Origin of the sequence: Belnapia mucosa (assembly GCF_016775475.1) — a bacterium.
Lineage (GTDB): Bacteria > Pseudomonadota > Alphaproteobacteria > Acetobacterales > Acetobacteraceae > Belnapia > Belnapia mucosa.
Genome location: NZ_JAEUXJ010000002.1, coordinates 608,205 through 627,779, shown reverse-complemented (window position 1 = coordinate 627,779; position 19,575 = coordinate 608,205). Strand labels below are relative to the sequence as shown.

Annotated in this window: 18 protein-coding genes and 3 tRNA genes; 5 read left to right on the top strand and 16 right to left on the bottom strand. The window is 69.4% G+C overall.

The window, feature by feature from the left end; all coding sequences use genetic code 11:
* Positions 1 to 106 precede the first annotated feature (106 nt).
* From JMJ55_RS07600 to JMJ55_RS07555, 10 genes are all read right to left on the bottom strand, one after another.
* Positions 107 to 183 (bottom strand) — tRNA-Asp (locus JMJ55_RS07600).
* A gap of 55 nt (positions 184 to 238) precedes the next feature.
* Positions 239 to 1,210, bottom strand: coding sequence for a tetratricopeptide repeat protein (locus JMJ55_RS31895; RefSeq protein ID WP_202824899.1), 972 nt, complete (start codon positions 1,208 to 1,210; stop codon positions 239 to 241).
* A complete protein-coding gene (locus JMJ55_RS07590) occupies positions 1,185 to 1,994 on the bottom strand; it encodes a hypothetical protein (RefSeq protein WP_202824898.1) in 810 nt (269 codons plus the stop codon). The genes JMJ55_RS31895 and JMJ55_RS07590 overlap by 26 nt, the downstream gene beginning before the upstream one ends.
* Before the next feature lie 84 nt (positions 1,995 to 2,078).
* Positions 2,079 to 2,150, bottom strand: a tRNA-Val gene (locus JMJ55_RS07585).
* A gap of 14 nt (positions 2,151 to 2,164) precedes the next feature.
* Positions 2,165 to 2,437 (bottom strand): HU family DNA-binding protein, encoded by a 273-nt coding sequence (locus tag JMJ55_RS07580; RefSeq protein ID WP_202824897.1) that lies wholly within the window; start codon positions 2,435 to 2,437, stop codon positions 2,165 to 2,167.
* Between the two features lie 199 nt (positions 2,438 to 2,636).
* Positions 2,637 to 5,051 carry an endopeptidase La gene (gene lon, locus JMJ55_RS07575; protein WP_202824896.1) on the bottom strand — a complete coding sequence of 805 codons (2,415 nt, stop codon included), beginning with the start codon at positions 5,049 to 5,051 and terminating at the stop codon, positions 2,637 to 2,639.
* 174 nt (positions 5,052 to 5,225) lie between these two features.
* Complete coding sequence (gene clpX, locus JMJ55_RS07570; RefSeq protein ID WP_202824895.1) at positions 5,226 to 6,482, bottom strand: ATP-dependent Clp protease ATP-binding subunit ClpX; 1,257 nt, start codon at positions 6,480 to 6,482, stop codon at positions 5,226 to 5,228.
* Positions 6,483 to 6,660: 178 nt separating this feature from the next.
* On the bottom strand, positions 6,661 to 7,314 hold the full coding sequence (clpP, locus tag JMJ55_RS07565) for an ATP-dependent Clp endopeptidase proteolytic subunit ClpP (RefSeq protein ID WP_202824894.1): 654 nt from the start codon (positions 7,312 to 7,314) through the stop codon (positions 6,661 to 6,663).
* Between the two features lie 146 nt (positions 7,315 to 7,460).
* On the bottom strand, positions 7,461 to 8,789 hold the full coding sequence (tig, locus tag JMJ55_RS07560) for a trigger factor (protein ID WP_202824893.1): 1,329 nt from the start codon (positions 8,787 to 8,789) through the stop codon (positions 7,461 to 7,463).
* A 40-nt stretch (positions 8,790 to 8,829) separates the two neighbouring features.
* A tRNA-Leu gene (locus tag JMJ55_RS07555) sits at positions 8,830 to 8,914 on the bottom strand.
* Positions 8,915 to 9,034: 120 nt separating this feature from the next.
* On the opposite strand from JMJ55_RS07555, the gene JMJ55_RS07550 reads away from it, so the two are divergent.
* Both JMJ55_RS07550 and JMJ55_RS07545 read left to right on the top strand, forming a co-directional pair.
* Positions 9,035 to 11,425, top strand: a complete 2,391-nt coding sequence (locus JMJ55_RS07550; RefSeq protein WP_202824892.1) for a penicillin acylase family protein — start codon at positions 9,035 to 9,037, stop codon at positions 11,423 to 11,425.
* Between the two features lie 223 nt (positions 11,426 to 11,648).
* Positions 11,649 to 12,413 (top strand): arginyltransferase, encoded by a 765-nt coding sequence (locus tag JMJ55_RS07545; RefSeq protein ID WP_202824891.1) that lies wholly within the window; start codon positions 11,649 to 11,651, stop codon positions 12,411 to 12,413.
* Here the strand turns inward: JMJ55_RS07545 and JMJ55_RS07540 are convergent.
* The 3 genes from JMJ55_RS07540 to JMJ55_RS07530 all read right to left on the bottom strand — a co-directional run bounded on the left by JMJ55_RS07540 (position 12,410) and on the right by JMJ55_RS07530 (position 14,451).
* Positions 12,410 to 12,616 carry a hypothetical protein gene (locus JMJ55_RS07540; protein ID WP_202824890.1) on the bottom strand — a complete coding sequence of 69 codons (207 nt, stop codon included), beginning with the start codon at positions 12,614 to 12,616 and terminating at the stop codon, positions 12,410 to 12,412. The genes JMJ55_RS07545 and JMJ55_RS07540 overlap by 4 nt on opposite strands.
* Before the next feature lie 91 nt (positions 12,617 to 12,707).
* A complete protein-coding gene (locus JMJ55_RS07535) occupies positions 12,708 to 13,403 on the bottom strand; it encodes a GntR family transcriptional regulator (protein ID WP_202824889.1) in 696 nt (231 codons plus the stop codon).
* A 76-nt stretch (positions 13,404 to 13,479) separates the two neighbouring features.
* Complete coding sequence (locus JMJ55_RS07530) at positions 13,480 to 14,451, bottom strand: Bug family tripartite tricarboxylate transporter substrate binding protein (protein ID WP_202824888.1); 972 nt, start codon at positions 14,449 to 14,451, stop codon at positions 13,480 to 13,482.
* A 48-nt stretch (positions 14,452 to 14,499) separates the two neighbouring features.
* Between JMJ55_RS07530 and JMJ55_RS07525 the strand changes: the two genes are divergently transcribed.
* Positions 14,500 to 15,243, top strand: a complete 744-nt coding sequence (locus JMJ55_RS07525; RefSeq protein ID WP_202824887.1) for an aspartate/glutamate racemase family protein — start codon at positions 14,500 to 14,502, stop codon at positions 15,241 to 15,243.
* A 68-nt stretch (positions 15,244 to 15,311) separates the two neighbouring features.
* Here the strand turns inward: JMJ55_RS07525 and JMJ55_RS07520 are convergent, their stop codons facing one another.
* Positions 15,312 to 15,890 (bottom strand): nucleoside 2-deoxyribosyltransferase, encoded by a 579-nt coding sequence (locus tag JMJ55_RS07520; RefSeq protein ID WP_202824886.1) that lies wholly within the window; start codon positions 15,888 to 15,890, stop codon positions 15,312 to 15,314.
* Between the two features lie 64 nt (positions 15,891 to 15,954).
* Here JMJ55_RS07520 and JMJ55_RS07515 point away from each other — a divergent pair, with 64 nt between their 5' ends.
* Complete coding sequence (locus JMJ55_RS07515) at positions 15,955 to 16,758, top strand: alpha/beta hydrolase (protein WP_202824885.1); 804 nt, start codon at positions 15,955 to 15,957, stop codon at positions 16,756 to 16,758.
* On the opposite strand, the gene JMJ55_RS07510 is transcribed toward JMJ55_RS07515, so the two are convergent.
* Positions 16,755 to 17,669 carry a YsnF/AvaK domain-containing protein gene (locus JMJ55_RS07510; RefSeq protein WP_202824884.1) on the bottom strand — a complete coding sequence of 305 codons (915 nt, stop codon included), beginning with the start codon at positions 17,667 to 17,669 and terminating at the stop codon, positions 16,755 to 16,757. The genes JMJ55_RS07515 and JMJ55_RS07510 overlap by 4 nt on opposite strands.
* 23 nt (positions 17,670 to 17,692) lie before the next feature.
* Complete coding sequence (locus JMJ55_RS07505; RefSeq protein ID WP_202824883.1) at positions 17,693 to 18,070, bottom strand: YsnF/AvaK domain-containing protein; 378 nt, start codon at positions 18,068 to 18,070, stop codon at positions 17,693 to 17,695.
* A gap of 310 nt (positions 18,071 to 18,380) precedes the next feature.
* Here JMJ55_RS07505 and JMJ55_RS07500 point away from each other — a divergent pair, with 310 nt between their 5' ends.
* Complete coding sequence (locus JMJ55_RS07500) at positions 18,381 to 19,571, top strand: ABC transporter substrate-binding protein (protein ID WP_202824882.1); 1,191 nt, start codon at positions 18,381 to 18,383, stop codon at positions 19,569 to 19,571.
* Positions 19,572 to 19,575: the final 4 nt, after the last annotated feature.

Below are 19,575 nucleotides of genomic sequence, written 5' to 3'. Positions count from 1 at the left end.
GCTTCCGCCCCATCGATGTGGCGACTTAGGCGCAGAACGAAAAGGGCCCGAATGCAGCAGCGGCGCCATTCCACGGGGGAATGGCGCCGCTTGTTGCAGTGTCGCATGGCGCGAGTGACGGGGCTCGAACCCGCGACCTCCGGCGTGACAGGCCGGCGCTCTAACCAACTGAGCTACACCCGCTTGCGACAGGAGCCGGGGTGTATTGCCCGCGGCCTCCCGTGTCAACAGCCTTCGGTCAGTATATCACCACCGTCACCGGCGGCGGTGCCAGCGCGGCGGCGAGCGCCGCCTGCGCCCAGAGCGCCTGGGTCTGCGCCGCCTGCATGGTCAGCTGCTGCTGGTAGGCGCGCTCCGCCCGTTCCGCCTGCTCGATTTGTTGCAGCCACCGCCGCGATTCGGCATCGCCACGACTGGCCGCCAGGGAGAGCCAGCTGCGCGCCTCCTGCAGGTCCTGGCCCATCTCCTCGAGCCCGGTCATGTAGAGGCGCCCCACGGCCTTCTGCGCCGGCAGATAGCCGTTCTGCGCGGCGCGGCGCATCCATTGCAGCGCCTCATAGGGCTGCCGCGACACACCCTCGCCGCGGAAGTACATCAGGGCGAGGTTGTACTGACTCTCCGGCACGCCCTTCTCGGCGGCGAGGGTCGACCAGCGCGCCGCCTCCGCCATGTCGCGCGGCAGGCCACGGCCCTGGAGGTAGAGATAGCCGAGATTATGCGCCGCTTGGGCGACCCCGCCATTGGCCGCCGCGGCATAGAGCTCGATCGCCCGCGCCCGGCCCCCGGGCGCCGCGCCCTGCTCGGCCAGCCGGCCGAGGCGGAACATGGCGAAGGGCATGCCGGCCGCGGCCGCGACCTCATATTGCCGCGCCGCCTGCCCGGCGCTGCGCGGCAGGCCACCAGCGCCGTATTCATAGGCCTGGCCGAGGCGATAGGCCGCTCCGGCATCGCCGGCCGCCGCGGCGCCGCGCAGCTCCGCCACCGATTCGCCGCGATAGAGGTCGGGATCGGCTTGGCGCCGCAGCCGCTCGTCCTCGCCAATGACCAGGGTCTGCGCCTCGCGCGGCTGCACCCGGCAGCCGTCGGAGTCGCAGACCTGCACCGCGCGGCCGAAGCCGCTGCCGCCCACCATCCGCGGCTGGCAGCCGGCCAGCAGCAGCAGCAGCGCGACGGCGAGTCCCGCCCTAGCGGGAGCGCAGCGCGCCGCCACCGGCCCCGAGCCCCCCGCGCACATCCTGCGCCCGGTAATTCCGCACCGCGACGACCAGCTTGTTGTAGGCATCGACGAAGGCAGCGACCGTCGCCTGCCCCGCCGGGGTGCGCTGATAGCCGCCGAGCGCGCCGGCGCCGCCGACGCCGATCCCCGCCAGCGCCGCGCCGAAATTCGTCGCGGTGGCGGAGCCTTCGGAGGCCGCGACCTGCACGCCGCTCCGCATGTCGAAGACCGAGAGGGTCACGGCGGTGGCCGATTGGGACATCGCCGCGCCGGCCAGGCCGAGCGCCATGCCGCCCCAGCCACCGACACCGCCGCCGATGCCACCCAAATCCTGGTTGGAGAAAAGGATCGCCGGTTCGATGAAGAGGTCGGCGGCGACGCGCTGACCGCGCTGCATGTTGGACCCGGCGCGGAATTCGCCGCTGTTCCGCATATCGCCGATCATGCCGCGCATCCGGCCTTCCAGCCGGTTATTGCCCATGGCGGTAATGACGAAGCAGTTGGATTGCTGCACCACAAGCCGCACCATCGGCTCGATAGTGGTGATCTGGGTCCGGGCGGTGAACGGACCCCACCAGCTCTGGTCGCGGCCATCATCGATTGCGACGGTGCCGAGCGGCTCGGCGCAGCGCTGGAGATTGCCGGCTGCCCCGACGCTGGCCCCGCCGCCCGCGGCGCCGGTGACCGGCCCGCTCGCCGTGCCCTGCTGAACGCAGCCGCCGAGCGTCATCGCCGCCAGGGCCAATACGCCGAATTGCACAAGTCTGGTCTGCAACATCGCCTCCGCCCTGATGCGTCCGTGTGTACCGGACAGGCGGCGTAAGGATACACCATGCGAAGGTTGCAAGAAAGCAAAGCGGAATGGGCGCTGACGGGATCGAACCGCCGACCACCTGTGTGTAAGACAGGCGCTCTACCGCTGAGCTAAGCGCCCCCGGGACGGCTGATTCAGTTCAGCGCGTCCTTCAAACCCTTCCCGGCCTTGAACCGCACCGTGGCAGTCGCCGGGATCGTGATTTCCTCGCCGGTGCGCGGGTTGCGGCCCTTGCCGGCCTTGCGCTTGGAGACGGAGAAGGTCCCGAAGCCGACCAGCCGCACATCGGTCTCTTTCGTCAGGGACTTGGTGATCGCATCGAACACGGCATCGACGACATCTCCGGCCTTGGCTTTGGGCAGGTCGCCCGCCTCGGCCACGATGGAGATGAGATCCTGCTTGTTCATGTGCTGGCCCCCCTTGGTGAGCAGATCGGTCCGCGGGCCAGGATGATTCCAGGCCGTAACTCGGCCGGACTGTAGGGGGCGGGATTTTGGGGCGTCAATCGATCGGTGGCCGAAGAACCGCGGCACTCCGCGGCTTTTCCCCCACCGTGGCAGGGATGGCGCGCGGGGCCGGCATCGCCGCCCCGCGCAACGCATATCCTTAGTGAGGCAGCGCCGGAACGCTGCCATCGCTCTCCGCACCACGCGGCGGCGGCTCGGCCGGCTCCTCCCAGGAGATGGCCTCGGGCTTCCGCACCAGGGCGGTCGAGATGACCTCATCCACATGCGAGACGGCCTTGATGGTCAGGCCCTTCTTCACATTGTCCGGGATATCGGCGAGGTCCTTCTCATTGTCCTTCGGGATGAAGACATGGGTGATGCCGGCCCGCAGCGCCGCCAGCAGCTTCTCCTTCAACCCGCCGATCGGCAGCACGCGGCCGCGCAGCGTGATCTCGCCCGTCATCGCCACATCCTTGCGGACAGGAATGCCGGTGAGGACGGAGACGATGCTGGTCGCCATGGCGATGCCGGCGCTCGGCCCATCCTTCGGGGTCGCACCCTCCGGCACATGGACATGGATGTCGCGCCGCTCGAACAGCGTCGGCTTCAGGCCGAAGCTGGGCGCGCGGGAGCGCACATAGGACATGGCCGCCGAGACGCTTTCCTGCATCACGTCGCCGAGCTTGCCGGTCGTCTGCACCTTGCCCTTGCCCGGCACGGTGACCGACTCGATCGTCAGGATCTCGCCGCCCACCTCGGTCCAGGCGAGACCGGTGACGACGCCCACCATGTCCTCGGCCTCGGCCTCGCCGTAGCGGAACTTCCGCACGCCGGCGAATTTCTCGAGATTCTTCGCGGTGATGGCGACCTTCTTCGCCTTCTTCGAGACGATCTCCTTCACCGCCTTGCGGGCCAGACCACCCACCTCGCGCTCGAGGTTCCGCACGCCGGCTTCGCGCGTGTAGTAGCGCACCAGGTCGCGCAGCGCCTCCTCGGAGACAGACCACTCGCCCGCCTTCAGCCCATTGGCCTCGGACTGCTTCGGGATCAGGTGGCGGCGGGCGATCTCGACCTTCTCATCCTCGGTGTAGCCGGGGATGCGGATGATCTCCATGCGGTCCATCAGCGGCTGCGGCATGCGCAGGCTGTTGGCGGTCGTCACGAACATCACATCCGACAGGTCGTAATCGACCTCCAGGTAATGGTCGGCGAAGGTCGAATTCTGCTCCGGGTCCAGCACCTCGAGCAGCGCCGAGGACGGGTCGCCGCGCCAGTCGGCGCCGAGCTTGTCGATCTCGTCGAGCAGGAAGAGCGGGTTGGAAGTCTTCGCCTTCTTCATGCCCTGGATGACCTTGCCCGGCATGGAGCCGATATAGGTCCGCCGGTGTCCGCGCACCTCGGCCTCGTCCCGCACGCCGCCGAGCGACATGCGCACGAAGTTCCGGCCGGTAGCCTTGGCGATCGACTTGCCGAGCGAAGTCTTGCCGACGCCGGGCGGGCCGACGAGGCAGAGGATCGGGCCACGAATCTTCGGCGAGCGCGACTGCACCGCCAGATATTCGATGATCCGCTCCTTCACCTTCTCGAGCCCGTAGTGGTCGGCATCGAGCACCTTCTCCGCCGCGACGATGTCGCGCCGCACCCGGGACTTCTTCTTCCAGGGGATCGAGAGCATCCAGTCGAGGTAGTTGCGTACCACCGTCGCCTCGGCGCTCATCGCCGACATGGTGCGGAGCTTTTTCAGCTCCGCCATCGCCTTCTCGCGTGCTTCCTTGGTGAAGGCGGTGGCCTTGATGCGGGCCTCGAGCTCGGCAACCTCGTCCTTGCCGTCCTCGCCCTCACCCAGCTCCTTCTGGATCGCCTTCAGCTGCTCGTTCAGATAGTACTCGCGCTGCGTCTTCTCCATCTGCCGCTTGACGCGGTTCCGGATGCGCTTCTCCACCTGCAGGACGCCGATCTCGGATTCCATATGGGCAAAGACCCGCTCCAGCCGCGCGGATGTACCGGCGGTCTCGAGCAGTTCCTGCTTCTCCGGAATCTTCAGCGAGAGATGGCTGGCGACGGTATCGGCGAGCTTCGCCGGGTCGTCGATCTGGTTGATCGAGACCAGAACCTCGGGCGCGATCTTCTTGTTGAGCTTGATATACTGCTCGAACTGCCCGACCACGGTGCGCGCGAGCGCCTCGGTCTCCGGCGGATCGGCCGGGGCGTCTGCGAGCGGAGCCGCATAGGCCTCGAAATGGGTCTTGGTTTCCTTGAAGCCGGTGATCTGCGCACGCCGGCCACCCTCGACCAGCACCTTCACCGTGCCGTCCGGCAGCTTGAGGAGCTGCAGCACCGTGGAGACCGTACCGACCGTGAAGAGATCCTCGGCGGCGGGGTCGTCCTGCGCGGCGTTCTTCTGCGCGACGAGGAGGATCTGCTTGTCCTCGCGCATCACTGCTTCCAGCGCGCGGACGGATTTCTCGCGGCCGACGAAGAGCGGCACGATCATATGCGGGAACACCACGATATCCCGCAGAGGCAGGACAGGCAGCAATTCGCCGCGGAGGAGTTCTGGGGTCTTATCCGCCATATTGGACCTCACTGATGGACAGTCGGCCCGCGAGCCACCCCCGGCCTGGGGCCGGTTGGCGGCGTGACTCGCGGTGCCACGGGGATGTCATGCAGATGGGCGACCGGATGCCCCCCCGCAAGCCCGCCCGGCCGGATGGCGGGTTCCCCCCGCCCCTCCGGCCACGTCCCGGGCTCAGGCCGAGCTCTGCTCGGCTGCGCGCTCGCCATAGATGAAGAGCGGGGTGGCACGGCTTTCAGCCACTTCCCGGTTCACCACCACCTCATCCACATCGTCGAGGCCGGGCAGGTCGAACATGGTGCTGAGCAGGATCTGCTCCATGATCGAGCGCAGGCCACGGGCGCCGGTCTTGCGCTGGATGGCGCGGGTGGCGACCGAACGCAGCGCGTCCTCGGTGAAGGTGAGCTTGGTCCCCTCCATCTCGAACAGCCGCTGGTACTGCTTGACGATGGCATTCTTCGGCTTGGTCAGAATCTCGATCAACGCCTTCTCATCGAGATCCTCGAGCGTGGCGATCACCGGCAGGCGGCCGATGAACTCTGGGATCAAGCCGAATTTCAGCAGATCCTCGGGCTCCACCTCGCGCAGCACGGCGCCGGCGCGGCGGTCGTCCTGGCTGCGTACCTCGGCGCCGAAGCCGATCCCCGAGCCCTTGCCCCGCGCTCCGATGATCCGCTCAAGGCCCGCAAAGGCGCCGCCGCAGATGAAGAGGATGTTCGCGGTATCGACCTGGAGGAATTCCTGCTGCGGATGCTTCCGGCCACCCTGGGGCGGAACGGAGGCGACCGTGCCCTCCATGATCTTCAGCAGCGCCTGCTGGACGCCCTCGCCCGAAACGTCCCGGGTGATGGAGGGGTTGTCCGACTTGCGGCTGATCTTGTCGACCTCGTCGATATAGACGATGCCGCGCTGCGCCCGCTCGACATTGTAGTCGGCGGCCTGGAGCAGCTTGAGGATGATGTTCTCGACATCCTCGCCGACATAGCCGGCCTCGGTCAGGGTCGTCGCATCCGCCATGGTGAAGGGGACGTCGAGGATCCGGGCCAGGGTCTGGGCCAGCAGCGTCTTGCCGGAACCGGTCGGGCCGAGCAGCAGGATGTTCGACTTGGCGATCTCGACATCGCTGTTCTTAGCGCCGTGGGCCAGTCGCTTGTAGTGGTTGTGCACCGCGACCGAGAGGACCTTCTTCGCATGGTCCTGCCCGATGACGTAGTCATCGAGGACCTTGCAGATCTCCTTCGGCGTCGGCACCCCGTCACGCGACTTCACCAGATGCGTCTTGTGCTCCTCACGGATGATATCCATGCAGAGTTCGACGCATTCGTCGCAGATGAAAACGGTGGGCCCGGCGATAAGCTTGCGGACCTCGTGCTGCGACTTGCCGCAGAACGAACAGTAAAGGGTATTCTTCGAGTCGCCGGACTTGCTCATGGGCACTCCGCCTGAAAAGGCCGTCCGGGGCTTCGGCGCGCCGGCAGGCCACGCCCCCCACGGGCCGGGAAGGGGGCCTTGCTTGGTACTGTAGCCCCCCTGTCATCGGGGGAAAAGCATTCACCGGTCACAGCGGCCGGCGCAAGCCGGCCGGCCACTGCCCGCCTGGGTCCCAAGATCAGGTCTTGGCACCCTCGGGCCCGGCGCCGGGGGCGGCGGGCCGGGTCTCGACCACCTGGTCCACCAGGCCGAAATCGCGGGCCTCCTCGGCGGACATATAGGTGTCGCGCTCCAGCTTCCGCTCGATCGCCTCGATCGGCTGGCCGGTATGCTTCACATAGATCTCGTTCAGCCGCTGCCGCAGTTTCAGGATCTCGCGCGCCTGGATCTCGATATCCGTCGCTTGGCCCTGGGCGCCGCCGGAAGGCTGGTGGACCATGACCCGGGCATTCGGCAGGGCGAAACGCTTGCCCTTCTCGCCGGCGGTCAGCAGCAGCGAACCCATGGAGGCCGCCTGGCCGATGCAGACCGTGCTCACGGGCGAACGGATATACTGCATGGTGTCATACATCGCGAGGCCGGCCGAGACCACGCCGCCCGGGCTGTTGATGTAGAAGGCGATGTCCTTGTTCGGATTCTCGCTCTCGAGGAAGAGGAGCTGAGCGCAGATCGAGGAGGAGACCTGGTCGAAGACGGGACCGGTCAGGAAGATGATCCGCTCCTTCAGGAGGCGCGAATAGATGTCCCAGGCGCGCTCGCCGCGGGCGGATTGTTCCACGACCATCGGGACAAGGGTGTTGTTGTAAACCTCGACAGGATCACGGTCCCGCATGGTGGGTGCCTCTCAGACAGGGTCGTCCGGGCCAGCATAAGCCCGGGTCCCTTAATGTGGTGCAACGCGATCGGCGCCGGAAGGCCCCGCCGAATGGCGGGGGTCCGGCCCGGCCCCGATCCGTATTGCCCCACTATAGCCCGGATTCAGGCCGCGGCGGCGGCCGAAAGCTCCTCCGGTGCCACATTTCTTTCATTCACCTTGGCCAGCTCCAGCATGAAGTCCACCACCTTCTCCTCGAAGATGGGGGAACGGAGGTTCTCTGCCGCCTGCGGATTCTTGCGGAAGAACTCCATCACCTGCTGCTCCTGGCCCGGATAGCGGGCGGCTTCCTGCCGCATCGCCCGGGACAGCTCATCGCCGCTGACGGAGATGTTGTTGGTCCGGCCGATTTCGGACAGGAGCAGGCCGAGCCGGATGCGGCGTTCCGCGATGCCGCGGTATTCCGTCTTCAGCGTCTCCTCATCCTTGCCCTTGTCGTCCTCGTCCAGCCGGCCGGCCTTCAGATCGGATTCGATCCGCTGCCAGATCTGGGCGAATTCGGCCTCGACCATCCCCTCCGGCACCGGGAAGCTGGCCCGCTCGGCCAGCCCGTCCAGCAGCGACCGCTTCACCTTGAGCCGGCTGAGATTGTCGTATTCCTGCTGGAGCGAGCTGCGGACCGCCTCCTTCAGCTTCTCCAGATCCTCGAAGCCCATGGTCTTGGCCAGCTCGTCATCGATCGCCGGATCAACCGGCTTCTTCAGCGCCTTGCAGGTCACGCTGAAGGAAGCCGCCTTCCCCGCCAGCTCCTTCGCCCCGTATTCCTCGGGGAAGGAGACCTGGATGGTCCGGGTCTCGCCGGCCTTGATGCCTTCCAGCTGCTCGGTGAAGCCGGGGATGAAGCCGGCGCCGCCCACCTCGATCGGCATCTCGGTCGCGGTCCCGCCGGGGAAGGGCTCGGCGTCCCCCTCCAGCGTGCCGGTGAAGTCGCAGACCGCGACCTCGCCCTTCTCCGCGCCCCGCTCCTCGGTGATGTCCTCGAGATTGCGGTTGCGGGCGGCGATGGTCGAGATGGTCTTCTCGACCTGCTCGTCCGAGGGCTCGGCCTTCAGCCGCTCCACCTCGATCCCGGCGAAGTCCGGCATCGGGATCTCGGGCAGCAGCTCCAGCTCGACCTTGAACTCCAGATCGGCGCCATCGGCGAAATTCACCAGCTCGATCTTCGGCTGCAGGGCGGGGCGGAGGCCGCGATCGGTCACCACCTGCTGGGTGGCCTTGTTGACCGACTGCTCCAGCACCTCGCTCATCACGGCCTGGCCGTAGCGCTGCTTCACCACGCTGGCCGGGATCTTGCCGGGGCGGAAACCGGGGATGCGCAGCTCACGGCCCAGCTCGTTCAGCCGCCGCGTGCGCTCGGCCGCGATATCGGCCGCCGGGACCGATACCGTATAGGCCCGCTTCAGCCCGTCATTCGCGACCTCGGTCACCTGCATTGTCGTCACTTTCTTCCCAAGAACCCTAAAGCGGCGCCGATGGTGCGGGCGGAGGGATTTGAACCCCCAAGGCTTGCGCCACCGGAACCTAAATCCGGCGTGTCTGCCAATTCCACCACGCCCGCCCAAGGCCGGAGACAAGCCAGGACGACGCCGGATTGGGGCGTTTAGCGCAGCCCTGCCCGCTTTCCAAGGCTGCCCGAGCGGGATCGACGGCCATCGCGCCTTAGTCGATACAGGACGGTATGGTCGTCACCCGTTCCCGCTGGACCCGCTGGCTGCGCCGCCTGGGCTTCGGCGTCCTGGCCCTGGTGCTGCTCGCGGCCCTCGGCATCACCGCCCTGCTCGCCTGGACCCTGCCCCCCAGCCAGGGCAGCGTCCGCCTCGCCGGCCTCGGCGCCCCGGTGGCGATCGGCTTCGACGGCCGCGGCATCCCCCGCATCGCCGCCCGGGACGAGCGGGATGCCGCCATGGCGCTGGGCTGGCTGCATGCCCGCGACCGGATGTTCCAGATGGAGCTGATGCGGCGCGGCGCCGCCGGGCGGCTGTCCGAGCTGGTCGGCGCCTCCGCTCTGCGGCTCGACCGCTTCACCCGCACCCTCGGCCTGGCCCGCCGCGCCCGGGCCGATCTCGATGCCCAGCCACCCGAGACCCGGGCGGTGCTGGAGGCCTATGCAGCCGGGGTGAATGCCTGGATCGCCGAGCGCGGCCGCCGCGCCGCCCCGGAATTCCTCGCCCTCGGCGCGCCCGAGCCCTGGCGGCCGGAAGACAGCCTGCTCTGGGGCAAGGTCATGGGCCTCTGGCTTTCAGGCAATTGGCGGGAGGAGCTGCTGCATGCCCGGCTCGCCGCCCTCCTGCCTCCCGAAAGGCTGCGCGACCTCTGGCCGGAGGAGACCAGCGCCGGGAGGCCGGACCAGCCCCAGGCGGCGCTCGATCCGGCGGCGCTCGGCCGGCTGGCGGCCGCCCTGCCCGCCTTCCCCGCCCCTTTCACCCTGCCCGGCTCGGCCAGCAATGCCTGGACGGTCGCCGGCGCCCGCTCGGCCTCCGGCGCGCCGCTGCTCGCCTCCGATCCGCATCTCGGCTTCCAGGCGCCGATCCTCTGGTATCTGGCGCGGATCGACCTGGAGGACGGGCGGATGCTGGCCGGCGCCACCTCGCCCGGCGTCCCCTTCCTGGTCATCGGCCGCAATGCCCGGCTCGCCTGGGGCTTCACCACCACCCAATCCGATACCCAGGACGTCTTCGTCGAGCGCCTGGCCGGCCCGGACGCCTATGAGACGCCCGACGGCCCCCGCCCCTTCACCGTAATCGAGGAGCGGATCGCGGTGCGCGGCGGGGAGACCGAGATCCTCCGGGTGCGGGAGACGCGGCATGGGCCCGTTCTCTCGGATCTCGAAGGCATGCCCGCCGCCGAGGGCACCGTGCTCGCCGTCGCCATGGCCAATCTGGCGCCGGCGGATACCGCCGCGGCCGGGCTGCATGCGCTGAATCGCGCCGGCTCGGTCGAGGAAGCCCGCGGCGCCGCGGCGCTCATCACCAGCCCCTCGCAGAACCTCATGACGGCCGATGCGGCGGGGCATATCGGCCTGCTGCTCACCGGTCGCACCCCCGTGCGGCGCTCGGGCGACGGCACCTTGCCCGTCCCCGGCTGGGACGGGGCGGCGGACTGGACCGGCTGGGTGCCCTTCGACTCCCTCCCCCATCGGGTCGATCCGCCCGGCGGCATCCTCGCCAATGCCAACAACCGGGTGGCACCGCCCGGTGGGCCGGTCTTCCTCGGCCGCGATTGGATCGAGGATTGGCGCTTCCGCCGCATCGGCCAGATGCTGGCCGCGCGGGAGCGGCATGAGGCCGGCGATTTCGTCGCCATGCAGCGGGATACCGTCTCGCTCCTCGCCCGCGTGCTGACCGGCCCCGATTCGCTGCTGCGCGGCCTGCCGCCTGCCGAGGGCGCCGCCGGCACCGCCCAGGCGCTGCTGCTCGCCTGGGATGGCGATGTCGCGGCGGACCGGCCGCAGCCGCTGATCTTCCACACCTGGCTGCGCCGGGTCGGGCAGCGTGCGCTGCGCGCCGGCGGCGTGCCGGAGGGGACGATCGGCGCCCATTCCGCCTTCCTCCGCCGCGTCCTCGCCCCCGACAATGCCGGCGCCGCCTGGTGCGAGGGCGATTGCCGGGCGCTCGCCGCCCGGGCCCTGGCCGAGGCGGTGGCGGAGCTGCAGGGCAGCGAGGGCCCGGACCCGGCCGCTTGGCGCTGGGGCAACCGGCATGTGGCCCGCTTCGAGCATCCGGTGCTGCGCGCCATCCCCGGCCTCGGCGCCGCGGCGCGGCTGGAGGCGGTGACGGGCGGCGATGAATGGACCGTCTCCCGCGGCGGGCTGCGCGGCGGCACGGGGCCCGAGGCCTGGGAGCATGTGCATGGCGCCGGGCTGCGGCTCGTTGCCGACCTCGCCGATCCGGATGCGACCTTCGCCATCATCGCCACCGGCCAGTCGGGCCATCCCCTCTCGCTGCATTGGGGCGATCTGCTGCCGATCTGGCGGGATGGCGGCATGGTCGCGCTGGGGCGTTCCATGGCGGAGGGCGCCCCGGCGATCCAGCTCATGCCCCAAGGCCCGTTGGACGAGGCCGGAGGCTGAGGGCCGGCGAGGGATTTTTCGCCCCTGGCTGGAAGGTGGCGCCGCCGATGCTGGTTGCATTGGCAAGCCGCCTGACGCACCAGGGGCGGGAAAGACCAGCCGGACCGACCCGACCGGCCTCGTCCAACGGACCCCGGCTCCGTTACCCGTGCGGACCGGCCTGCTCTTTTAGGCGTGCAGGCAGTTGATTCCGGCGCTTCGCGCGCCGACACTGACGGCAGCGATGCTGCACCGCCCGAACCGCCGTCCGCAATTCTTCTACACCACCGCGCCCCTGCCCTGCCCTTACCTGGCGGGACGGACGGAGAGGAAGATCGTCACCGAGCTGACGGGGCCGGAGGCGGAGGCGCTGCATGACCGCCTCTCCCGCGCCGGCTTCCGGCGCAGCCACAACATCGCCTATTCGCCGGTCTGCCCCGGCTGCAATGCCTGCATCCCGATCCGCATCATCGCCGGCCAGTTCGAGCCGAACCGGGCGCAGCGGAAGCTGCAGCGCTTCAATGCCGATATCGCCGGCTTCGAAATGCCGGCCCGTGCCACGGCCGAGCAATTCGCCCTGTTCCAGCGCTACCAGCAGGCCCGGCATGGCGAGGGCGACATGGCGGCGATGGGCTTCTACGACTACCGCGCCATGGTCGAGGACACGCCGATCACCACCGGCATGGTGGAGTTCCGCGACGCCAAGGACCGGCTGGTCGGCGCCTGCCTGACCGACTGGCTCTCCGACGGGCTCTCGGCGGTCTATTCCTTCTATGAGCCGGATGCGGTTCGCCGCTCGCTCGGCAGCTGGGCGATCCTCTGGCTGGTGGCTCGCGCTCAGGCGCTCGGCCTGCCCTATGTCTATCTCGGCTATTGGGTGCCGGAGAGCCGGAAGATGTCCTACAAAAGCCGCTTCCGGCCGAGCGAGATCCTGATCGGCGGCCTGTGGCGGGTGCTGGAGGACCAGCTCCCGACCGAACCGGCGGAGATGATCCCCGCCAGCAGCTAATGCGCGTCGAGGAGCGGGCCCATCGTCTCGACAGGCAGACATACCAGCCGTGTGCCAGGGCTTGGCTCGTTGCGGGTTGCGGCCTCCTCGCAGGCATCGAGGCCTGGATAAAGCTTGAAGCCCAGAGTGGGCAGCCGGCTGGGGACGGCATCCCCGGCCGCGACGGCGGCGAGCGCCACCACCACGATCACGAAATCTGCCATCTGCCCACTGCTCCCGCTTGCGCAGGCAGCCTAGGGCCGGCCGGCATCGCCCTTCCGTGACATCGTATACTTAATTCACACCAAGCCGTGACTAGACGGAAATGGTGGCATCCGGTGCGGTCAGCGCCGCCAGCACCATGGCGCGGCTGGCTCCCACCTGCTCGCGCATCAACTCGGCGGCCGCCTCGCCCTCGCCCCGGGCCAGGGCCGTGATCAAGGCGCGGTGCTCATGCGCCATCTCGCCGGTGCGGTCGCGCCGGCGGAGACCGAGCACGAGCATCCGCGTGCTCTCATCCAGCAGCCGCCCGATCTGTCGGGCCAGTCGCGCATTGCCCGAAAGCTCCGCCACGGCGACGTGGAATGCGCGATTGGCGTCGAGGAAGCCGAGCGCGGTCTCGGCATCCTCCGGCCGGTAGCCGGCGGCGCAGACGGCATCCAGCCGCGCCAGCGCCGCAGCATCGGCCCGCGCCGCCGGGTTGGCTGCGGCGCGGCGGGCCGCCTCCGGCTCCAGCACTAGGCGCAGGTCAAAGACCTCATGAATGTCCCGGATCGTGACCAGGGACACAACCCAGCCGCGGCGTGGCACCGGCTGCACCAGCCCCTCCTCGCCCAGCCGCGCCAGGGCGGCGCGGATCGGCGCCTTGCCGAAGCCGAGCCGCTCCGCGCTCGTCGCCTCGGAGAGCGTCTCGCCGGGGGCGAGACGGGTGGTTAGGATGTCGCGCCGCAGCGCCTGCAGGGCGCGCGTGGTGAGCGGGACCGGCGCCGCGAACGGGGCAAGGTAGGACATGCCACCGAGGTTACACGCCGTCGGATCGGCCCGCAAACCGTCCTACGATCGTCAATCGTTGTTCAGCGGCGGTCGGTCAGTCGACGCTTGCGCCGGACTTGCGGATGATCTCGCCCCAGCGGGCGATGTCCTGCTCATGGATGCGGCGGAAGCCCTCCGGCGTCGTGTCCTCCGGCGGGGTGATACCCTGGCTCTCGACCAGCCATTGGCGGAAATCCGGGGCGCCGATAATGCGGGCGATCTCCTGGTTCATGCGCGCCTGGATGGCGGGCGGCAGGCCGGGCGGGGCGAAGAGGCCATACCAAGTGCTGACCTCGAAGCCCGGCAGGTTGCAGGCCTCGGCCAGGGTGGGCACGCCGGGCAGCGCCTGGACCGGCTTCAGCGTGGTGGTGCCCAGCGCCCGGACCTGGCCCTGCTGCACCGGCCCGATGGAGGGCCCGGTCTGGTTGAAGAACAGGTCCACATCCCCTGCCAGCAGCGCCGACATGGCGCCCGGCTGCCCGCGATAGGGCACATGGGTCAGCTGCAGCCCCGTGACCGCCGCGAACTGCGCGCCCGCCAGATGGGTCGAGGCGCCGTTGCCGGTCGAGGAATAGTTGAGCGCCCCGGGCCGGGCCCGGGCGGCCGCCATCACATCGGCGCAGCTGCGGTATTGCGGCCGCCGTTCCGGGTTCACCAGCAGCACGTTCGGCACATCGCCCAGCAGGAGGATATGGGTCACGTCCCGCAGCGGGTCGAAGGGCAGGTTGCGGTAGAGCCCGGCATTGATGGCATGCGTCCCGGCCGTGCCGAGCAGGAAGAGGGTGCCATCTGGCCGCGCCTTGGCCACGGCATCGGACGCGATATTGCCGCCGGCGCCGCTACGGTTGTCCACCACCACCGGCTGGCCGAGGGCGCGGCTCAGCGGCTCCGCCAGCTTGCGGGCATAGATGTCGGTCCCGGCGCCATTCGGGAAGCCGCCGAGGATGGTAATGGGGCGGCTTGGCCATTGGTCCTGGGCGAGGGCCGGCCCGGCGGCCAGCAGGGCGGCGACTATCCAACGGAGCATCCCGGCTCTCCTTTTTCGGCACGGCATGGTGTGCGATAGGCTCCTTGCATGACCAGTGCCATCGCAACGGCCGGACGCATCGCGCGCGGCGGAAAGTCCATCTATGGCGCGCCGCTCGGCATTCTGATGCTCGAAGCGCGCTTTCCGCGCATTCCCGGCGATATGGGCAATGGCGAGACCTGGCCCTTCCCGGTGCTGTTCCGCGTAGTGCGCGGGGCGACGCCGGAGCGGGTGGTGCTGCAGGGCGCGCCCGGGCTGCTGCCCGACTTCATCGCCGCGGCGCAGGAGTTGGTCGATCTCGGCGCCGAGGCCATCACCACCAATTGCGGCTTCCTCTCCCTGTTCCAGGCGGAGCTGGCGGCGGCGGTCGGGGTGCCGGTCGCCACCTCCTCCCTCATGCAGGTGCCCTGGGTGCAGGCCATGCTGCCGCCCGGCCAGCGGGTCGGCATCGTCACCGTCAGCAAGGCGTCGCTGACGCCGGCGCATCTGGCGGCGGCGGGCGTGCCGGCGGACACGCCGATCGCCGGAACCGAGGATGGCCGGGAATTCTTCCGCGTGCTGATCCGGGCCGAGAAGCAGGATCTCGATACCGCCCTCGCCGAGGCCGACATCATCGAGGCCGGGCGGGCGCTGGTCACGGCGCATCCGGCGGTCGGGGCCATCGTCCTCGAATGCACCAATATGCCGCCCTATGCGGCAGCCCTGCAGGCGGCGCTCGGCCTGCCGGTCTATGACATCTATTCGATGATCTGCTGGTTCCAGGCCGGGCTGCGGCCCCGCCGCTTCGGTTAACGCCGTCGCGGTTGTTTTCGGACAAAACCCCCGCCGCCCCCAGCGGGCGGGCGCAATGTGCCCTGTGACTATATTCTTATAGAGCTGCCGCCTCCGCCGAGGCAAGCCCGCACGCAGCGGGTGAAGGCGGCGAGGTCGGTCCACCGCGCCGCCTCCGGCACCGCCTCAGTCTCGAAGGAGCCGCCCGAGGCACGGATGCCGCCCTCGATCATCAGGTTGTCATGCAGGTCGAAATCCTCGACCGCCATGCCCTCCCTATCCTCCCAGGCGCCATCGGCGCGGCGGCGGATGCCGGTGCCGAGCGCCGCCAGCGTCCGGCTGCCGAAGCGGGCGGCGGTGTTCATATAGCCATGCACCGGCCGGCCGAGCGCCCGCATGAAGCCCAGCTCATAAACCGTGCCAGGATCGGCCGAGGGGCCGCGGAAGGGGGTGAGGTTGGCGATCAGCGTGTCGCAGCCGCGGATATGCGCCTCATTCGCCAGGTAGATGCGGAGCCATTCGGGGGCTTCCCCTGGCGGCGGGCCAGCGCCTTCCTCGGTCGGGAAGACCCCGATGGCGCCATGGGCGGCGCAGATGGCGCGCTTGGCATCGGCAATGGCAGCGGAATCGGCGAGGAAGACCTCGGGCCCGGCGAGATAGATGCGCATGGCCCCATCATCGCCCGGGCCAGGGGGCATGGACAGGAGGGGCACGATCCTGTGCGATGGGCCCATGGACGCGCAGGCCGAATACGACAACCGGGCCCGGGTGCCCGAGAATCCCGCCATCATCGCCGGCTGGGCCCGCGACGCGGCGGCCTTCCGGGAGGGCTGGGCCGAGGCGGAGCTTGGCCTTCCCTATGGGCCAGGCGAGCGGGAGCGGCTGGACCTGTTCCGCCCCGGGCCGGGAACGGACTGGCCCACAGCCCTCTTTATCCATGGCGGCTACTGGCAGGCGCTGGACCGAAGCTTCTTCAGCCATTGCGCCCGCGGGCTGCTGGCGCAGGGCGTGGCGGTCGCGGTGCCCTCCTACGATCTCTGCCCCGCCGTGACGCTGGCGCGGATCGTCGAGCAGATGCGCAAGGCGGTGGGGCTGCTGCACCGGCGCGGGGCGCGGCGGGTGCTGGCCACCGGGCATTCGGCGGGCGGGCATCTGACGGCGATGCTGATGGCGACCGACTGGGCGGCGCGCGGCCTGCCGGCCGGGCTGGTGCCGGCGGGGCTGCCGATCTCAGGCGTGTTCGAGTTGCTGCCGCTGCTGCCAACGACGATCGGCGCCGGGCTGCGGCTGGAGGCGGAGGAGGCCGCCGCGCTCTCACCGGCATCGCTGCCGCCGCCCGCGGGGGCGCGGCTGCATGCCGTGGTGGGCGGGGCCGAGAGCAGCGAGTTCATCCGCCAGAGCCGCGACTTCGCCACCGCCTGGGGCGGCAGCTGGGAAGCGCTGCCGGGGCTGAATCACTTCACCGTCCTGGCGCCGCTCACGGATCCGGGCAGCGCGCTGGTCGCGCGCGCTGCCCGGATAGCGCAGGAGCTTTAGCGGTCCCGCGTCGGGTTGACGCCCGTGGTGCCGGTGGTCCGGCTGGTGGCGCCGGCCTGGCGGTCATCCTCGACCTCCACCTCGGTGCGACGAACCTTGTCTTGCACCGTGCGGGTCTGGTCGTCGGCGGTCTTGCGGATGACCACCTCCTCCGTCACCCGCGCCTCCTTGGCGACCACGGCCTCCTCGGCGGTCTCGGTCGCCTCGATGGTGCGCTCACGGAAGGCGTCGGCGCCGGCTTCCACCGGGCGGTCCACCGGGCGGCGCTCGACCTGCACATGCTCCTGGTGCAGCGTCACCTGCTCCTGCACCGGCGTCTCGACAACGTAGGAGCGGATGCGGACGCGGCCATGCGCCGTCTCGCGCTTGCCGATGCTGAGCCGCTCCTCGACCACCGGGATGCGCTCCTCGGCGCCCGTGGCGAGGGTATTGGCGGTGCCGGTGCTACGGGCGGTGCCGCTCGTGCCCATGCTGCCCGTGCTCATGGCGCCCATGCCGGTGGCGGTGGTGCCAGCGGTAGTGCCCGTCGCCTGGGCCGGCGTCGCCGGGGCGGTGGCGGTCGTGGCGGTGTCGCCATGGGCGGCCACGTTGCCCTCGCTCCAGCCGCTGCTGCGCCATTCGGCTTCGCGCTGGTCGAGATCGACGGCGCCCTTGGCCTCGATCAGATCGGCCGCCTCGTGGAACTGCGCCTCCGGCACGGTGGCCGAGAGCACGACGCCGCCGCGGCGCATCGCCTCGTCGAGCACGCTGCGATCGGGGCCGGTGATGCCGAGCCGGCTCAGCTCCGACGCCTCGGAGGAGGAGGTGTAGATCGCAGCGCGGACGCCGCCGATCTGGGTGGCGAGATCGCGCGAGACGGCATCGGCTTCGGCGACGGAATCGAAGACGGCGGTAATGGTCTGGTGAGCCATGGGTGTTTCCTTCGGTTTGGGTATCAGGCGGGGTCGTGCCGCTCGGGCGGAAGCCGTTCGATATCGGCGTGCTGGCGCCGCAGGGTCACCGTCTCGGTGACCTCCTCGGTCGTGGTGGTGCGGCGGAGACGGATCTCCTCCCGCAGCACCAGCCGCTTCTCGACGACGAGGACCTCCTCCAGCACCGGGATGACGAGGACCTTGCCGTCCTCCTCCTCACGCGGTGCCGGCGGGGTCTCGCCGGCAGCGAGCTCGCGGCCGATAGCCACGCGCTCGATCGCCATGGCTTCCGAGCGGAGCTGCGCATGCAACTGCTGGGGCTCGGACTCGGTGCGGATCGCAACCCGCACGCGCCCGGCCTCCACCTCCCGCCGGTGCAGGCTGAGACGTTCCTCCAGCACGGGAACCGTTTCAGTAACGACGGATGAGTCTCTCTCGTTGTCCATCGCCACTTGTTGGGTTTCCCGCGTGAAGTATTGCCTCGACTGCTGCTTCAACAGGTCCCGGACCGATTCGTTCATTGCGGAGACTGAGCGGAGGAACGATTTATGCCACGTCATCGGAACGTCATCCGCCGCGGGGAGAGGCGGCGGGAGCGGAAAGACCGCTTGGAAAAGGGTAGATAGCGGGGCAAAGCTGCTTGAGCGCGGCGCCGATATGGTTGAGGCTTAAAGCAAATCGGCGCAGCCGCCGGGAATGGGAGATCGGGGGATGGTGACCATCGGCAGGCGGGGCACGCTGGGCCTCGCGGCGGGCTTGGCGATGCCGGCGGTTTGGGCGCGGGCCCAAGGGGCAGGTGCATCGCCAGGCATCAAGATCGGGCTGGTCGCGGTGCAGACCGGACCGGCCGCATCGCTCGGGACGCATCTCCGCGACGGCTTCCTGCTCGGCCTGAAGCACCTGGACGGCAAGCTCGGCGGGCTGCCGGCCGAGGTGGTCCAGATCGATGACGAGCTGCGGCCCGAGGTCGCCGTCACCAAGGTTCGCGCCGCGCTGGAGCGCGACAAGGTGGATGTCGTCGCCGGCGTCGTCTTCTCGAACATCCTGGCCGCGATCATCCGGCCGGTGACGGAATCCGGCACGCTGCTGATCTCGACCAATGCCGGGCCCTCGACCTTCGCCGGGCGTGGCTGCAACCCGAATTTCTTCACCACCTCCTACAACAACGACCAGGTCCATAGCGTGATGGGCCAGGCGGCGCAGGATGCCGGGCACAAGCGCGTCTTCGTCCTCACACCGAACTACCAGGCCGGGCGCGACGCGGTGGCCGGCTTCAAGTCCCGCTTCAAGGGCGAGGTGGTGGACGAGGTCTATGTCCCGCTGAACCAGCTCGATTTCTCGGCCGAGCTGGCCAAGATCGCGGCGGCGAAGCCGGATGCGCTCTTCACCTTCATGCCCGGCGGGCTCGGGGTGAACCTGGTGCGGCAGTACCGCCAGGCGGGGCTCGGCAATATCGAATTCCTCTCGACCTTCACGGTGGATGAGGCGACGCTGCCGGCGCAGGGCGATGCCGCGGTCGGCTTCTACGCCGCCGCCACCTGGGCGCCGAACATGGACAACCCGCAGAACCTGCGCTTCGTCCGCGACTTCGAGGCAGCCTACAACTACGTCCCCGCCAGCTATGCGGCGCAGAGCTACGACGCGGCGATGCTGCTCGACAGCGCGGTGCGGCGCGTGGGCGGCAAGATCGCCGATAAGGATGCGCTGCGGGCGGCGGTGCGGGCGGCGGATTTCCGCTCCGTCCGCGGCAACTTCAAATTCGGCGCCAACCACTACCCGGTGCAGGATTTCTGGCTCTGCAAGGTGGCGAAGCGGGCGGACGGCAAGTTCCAGACCGAGACGGTGCGGAAGGTGCTGGAGAACGACACCGACCCCTATGCCGCCGAGTGCCGCATGCGCTGAGCCA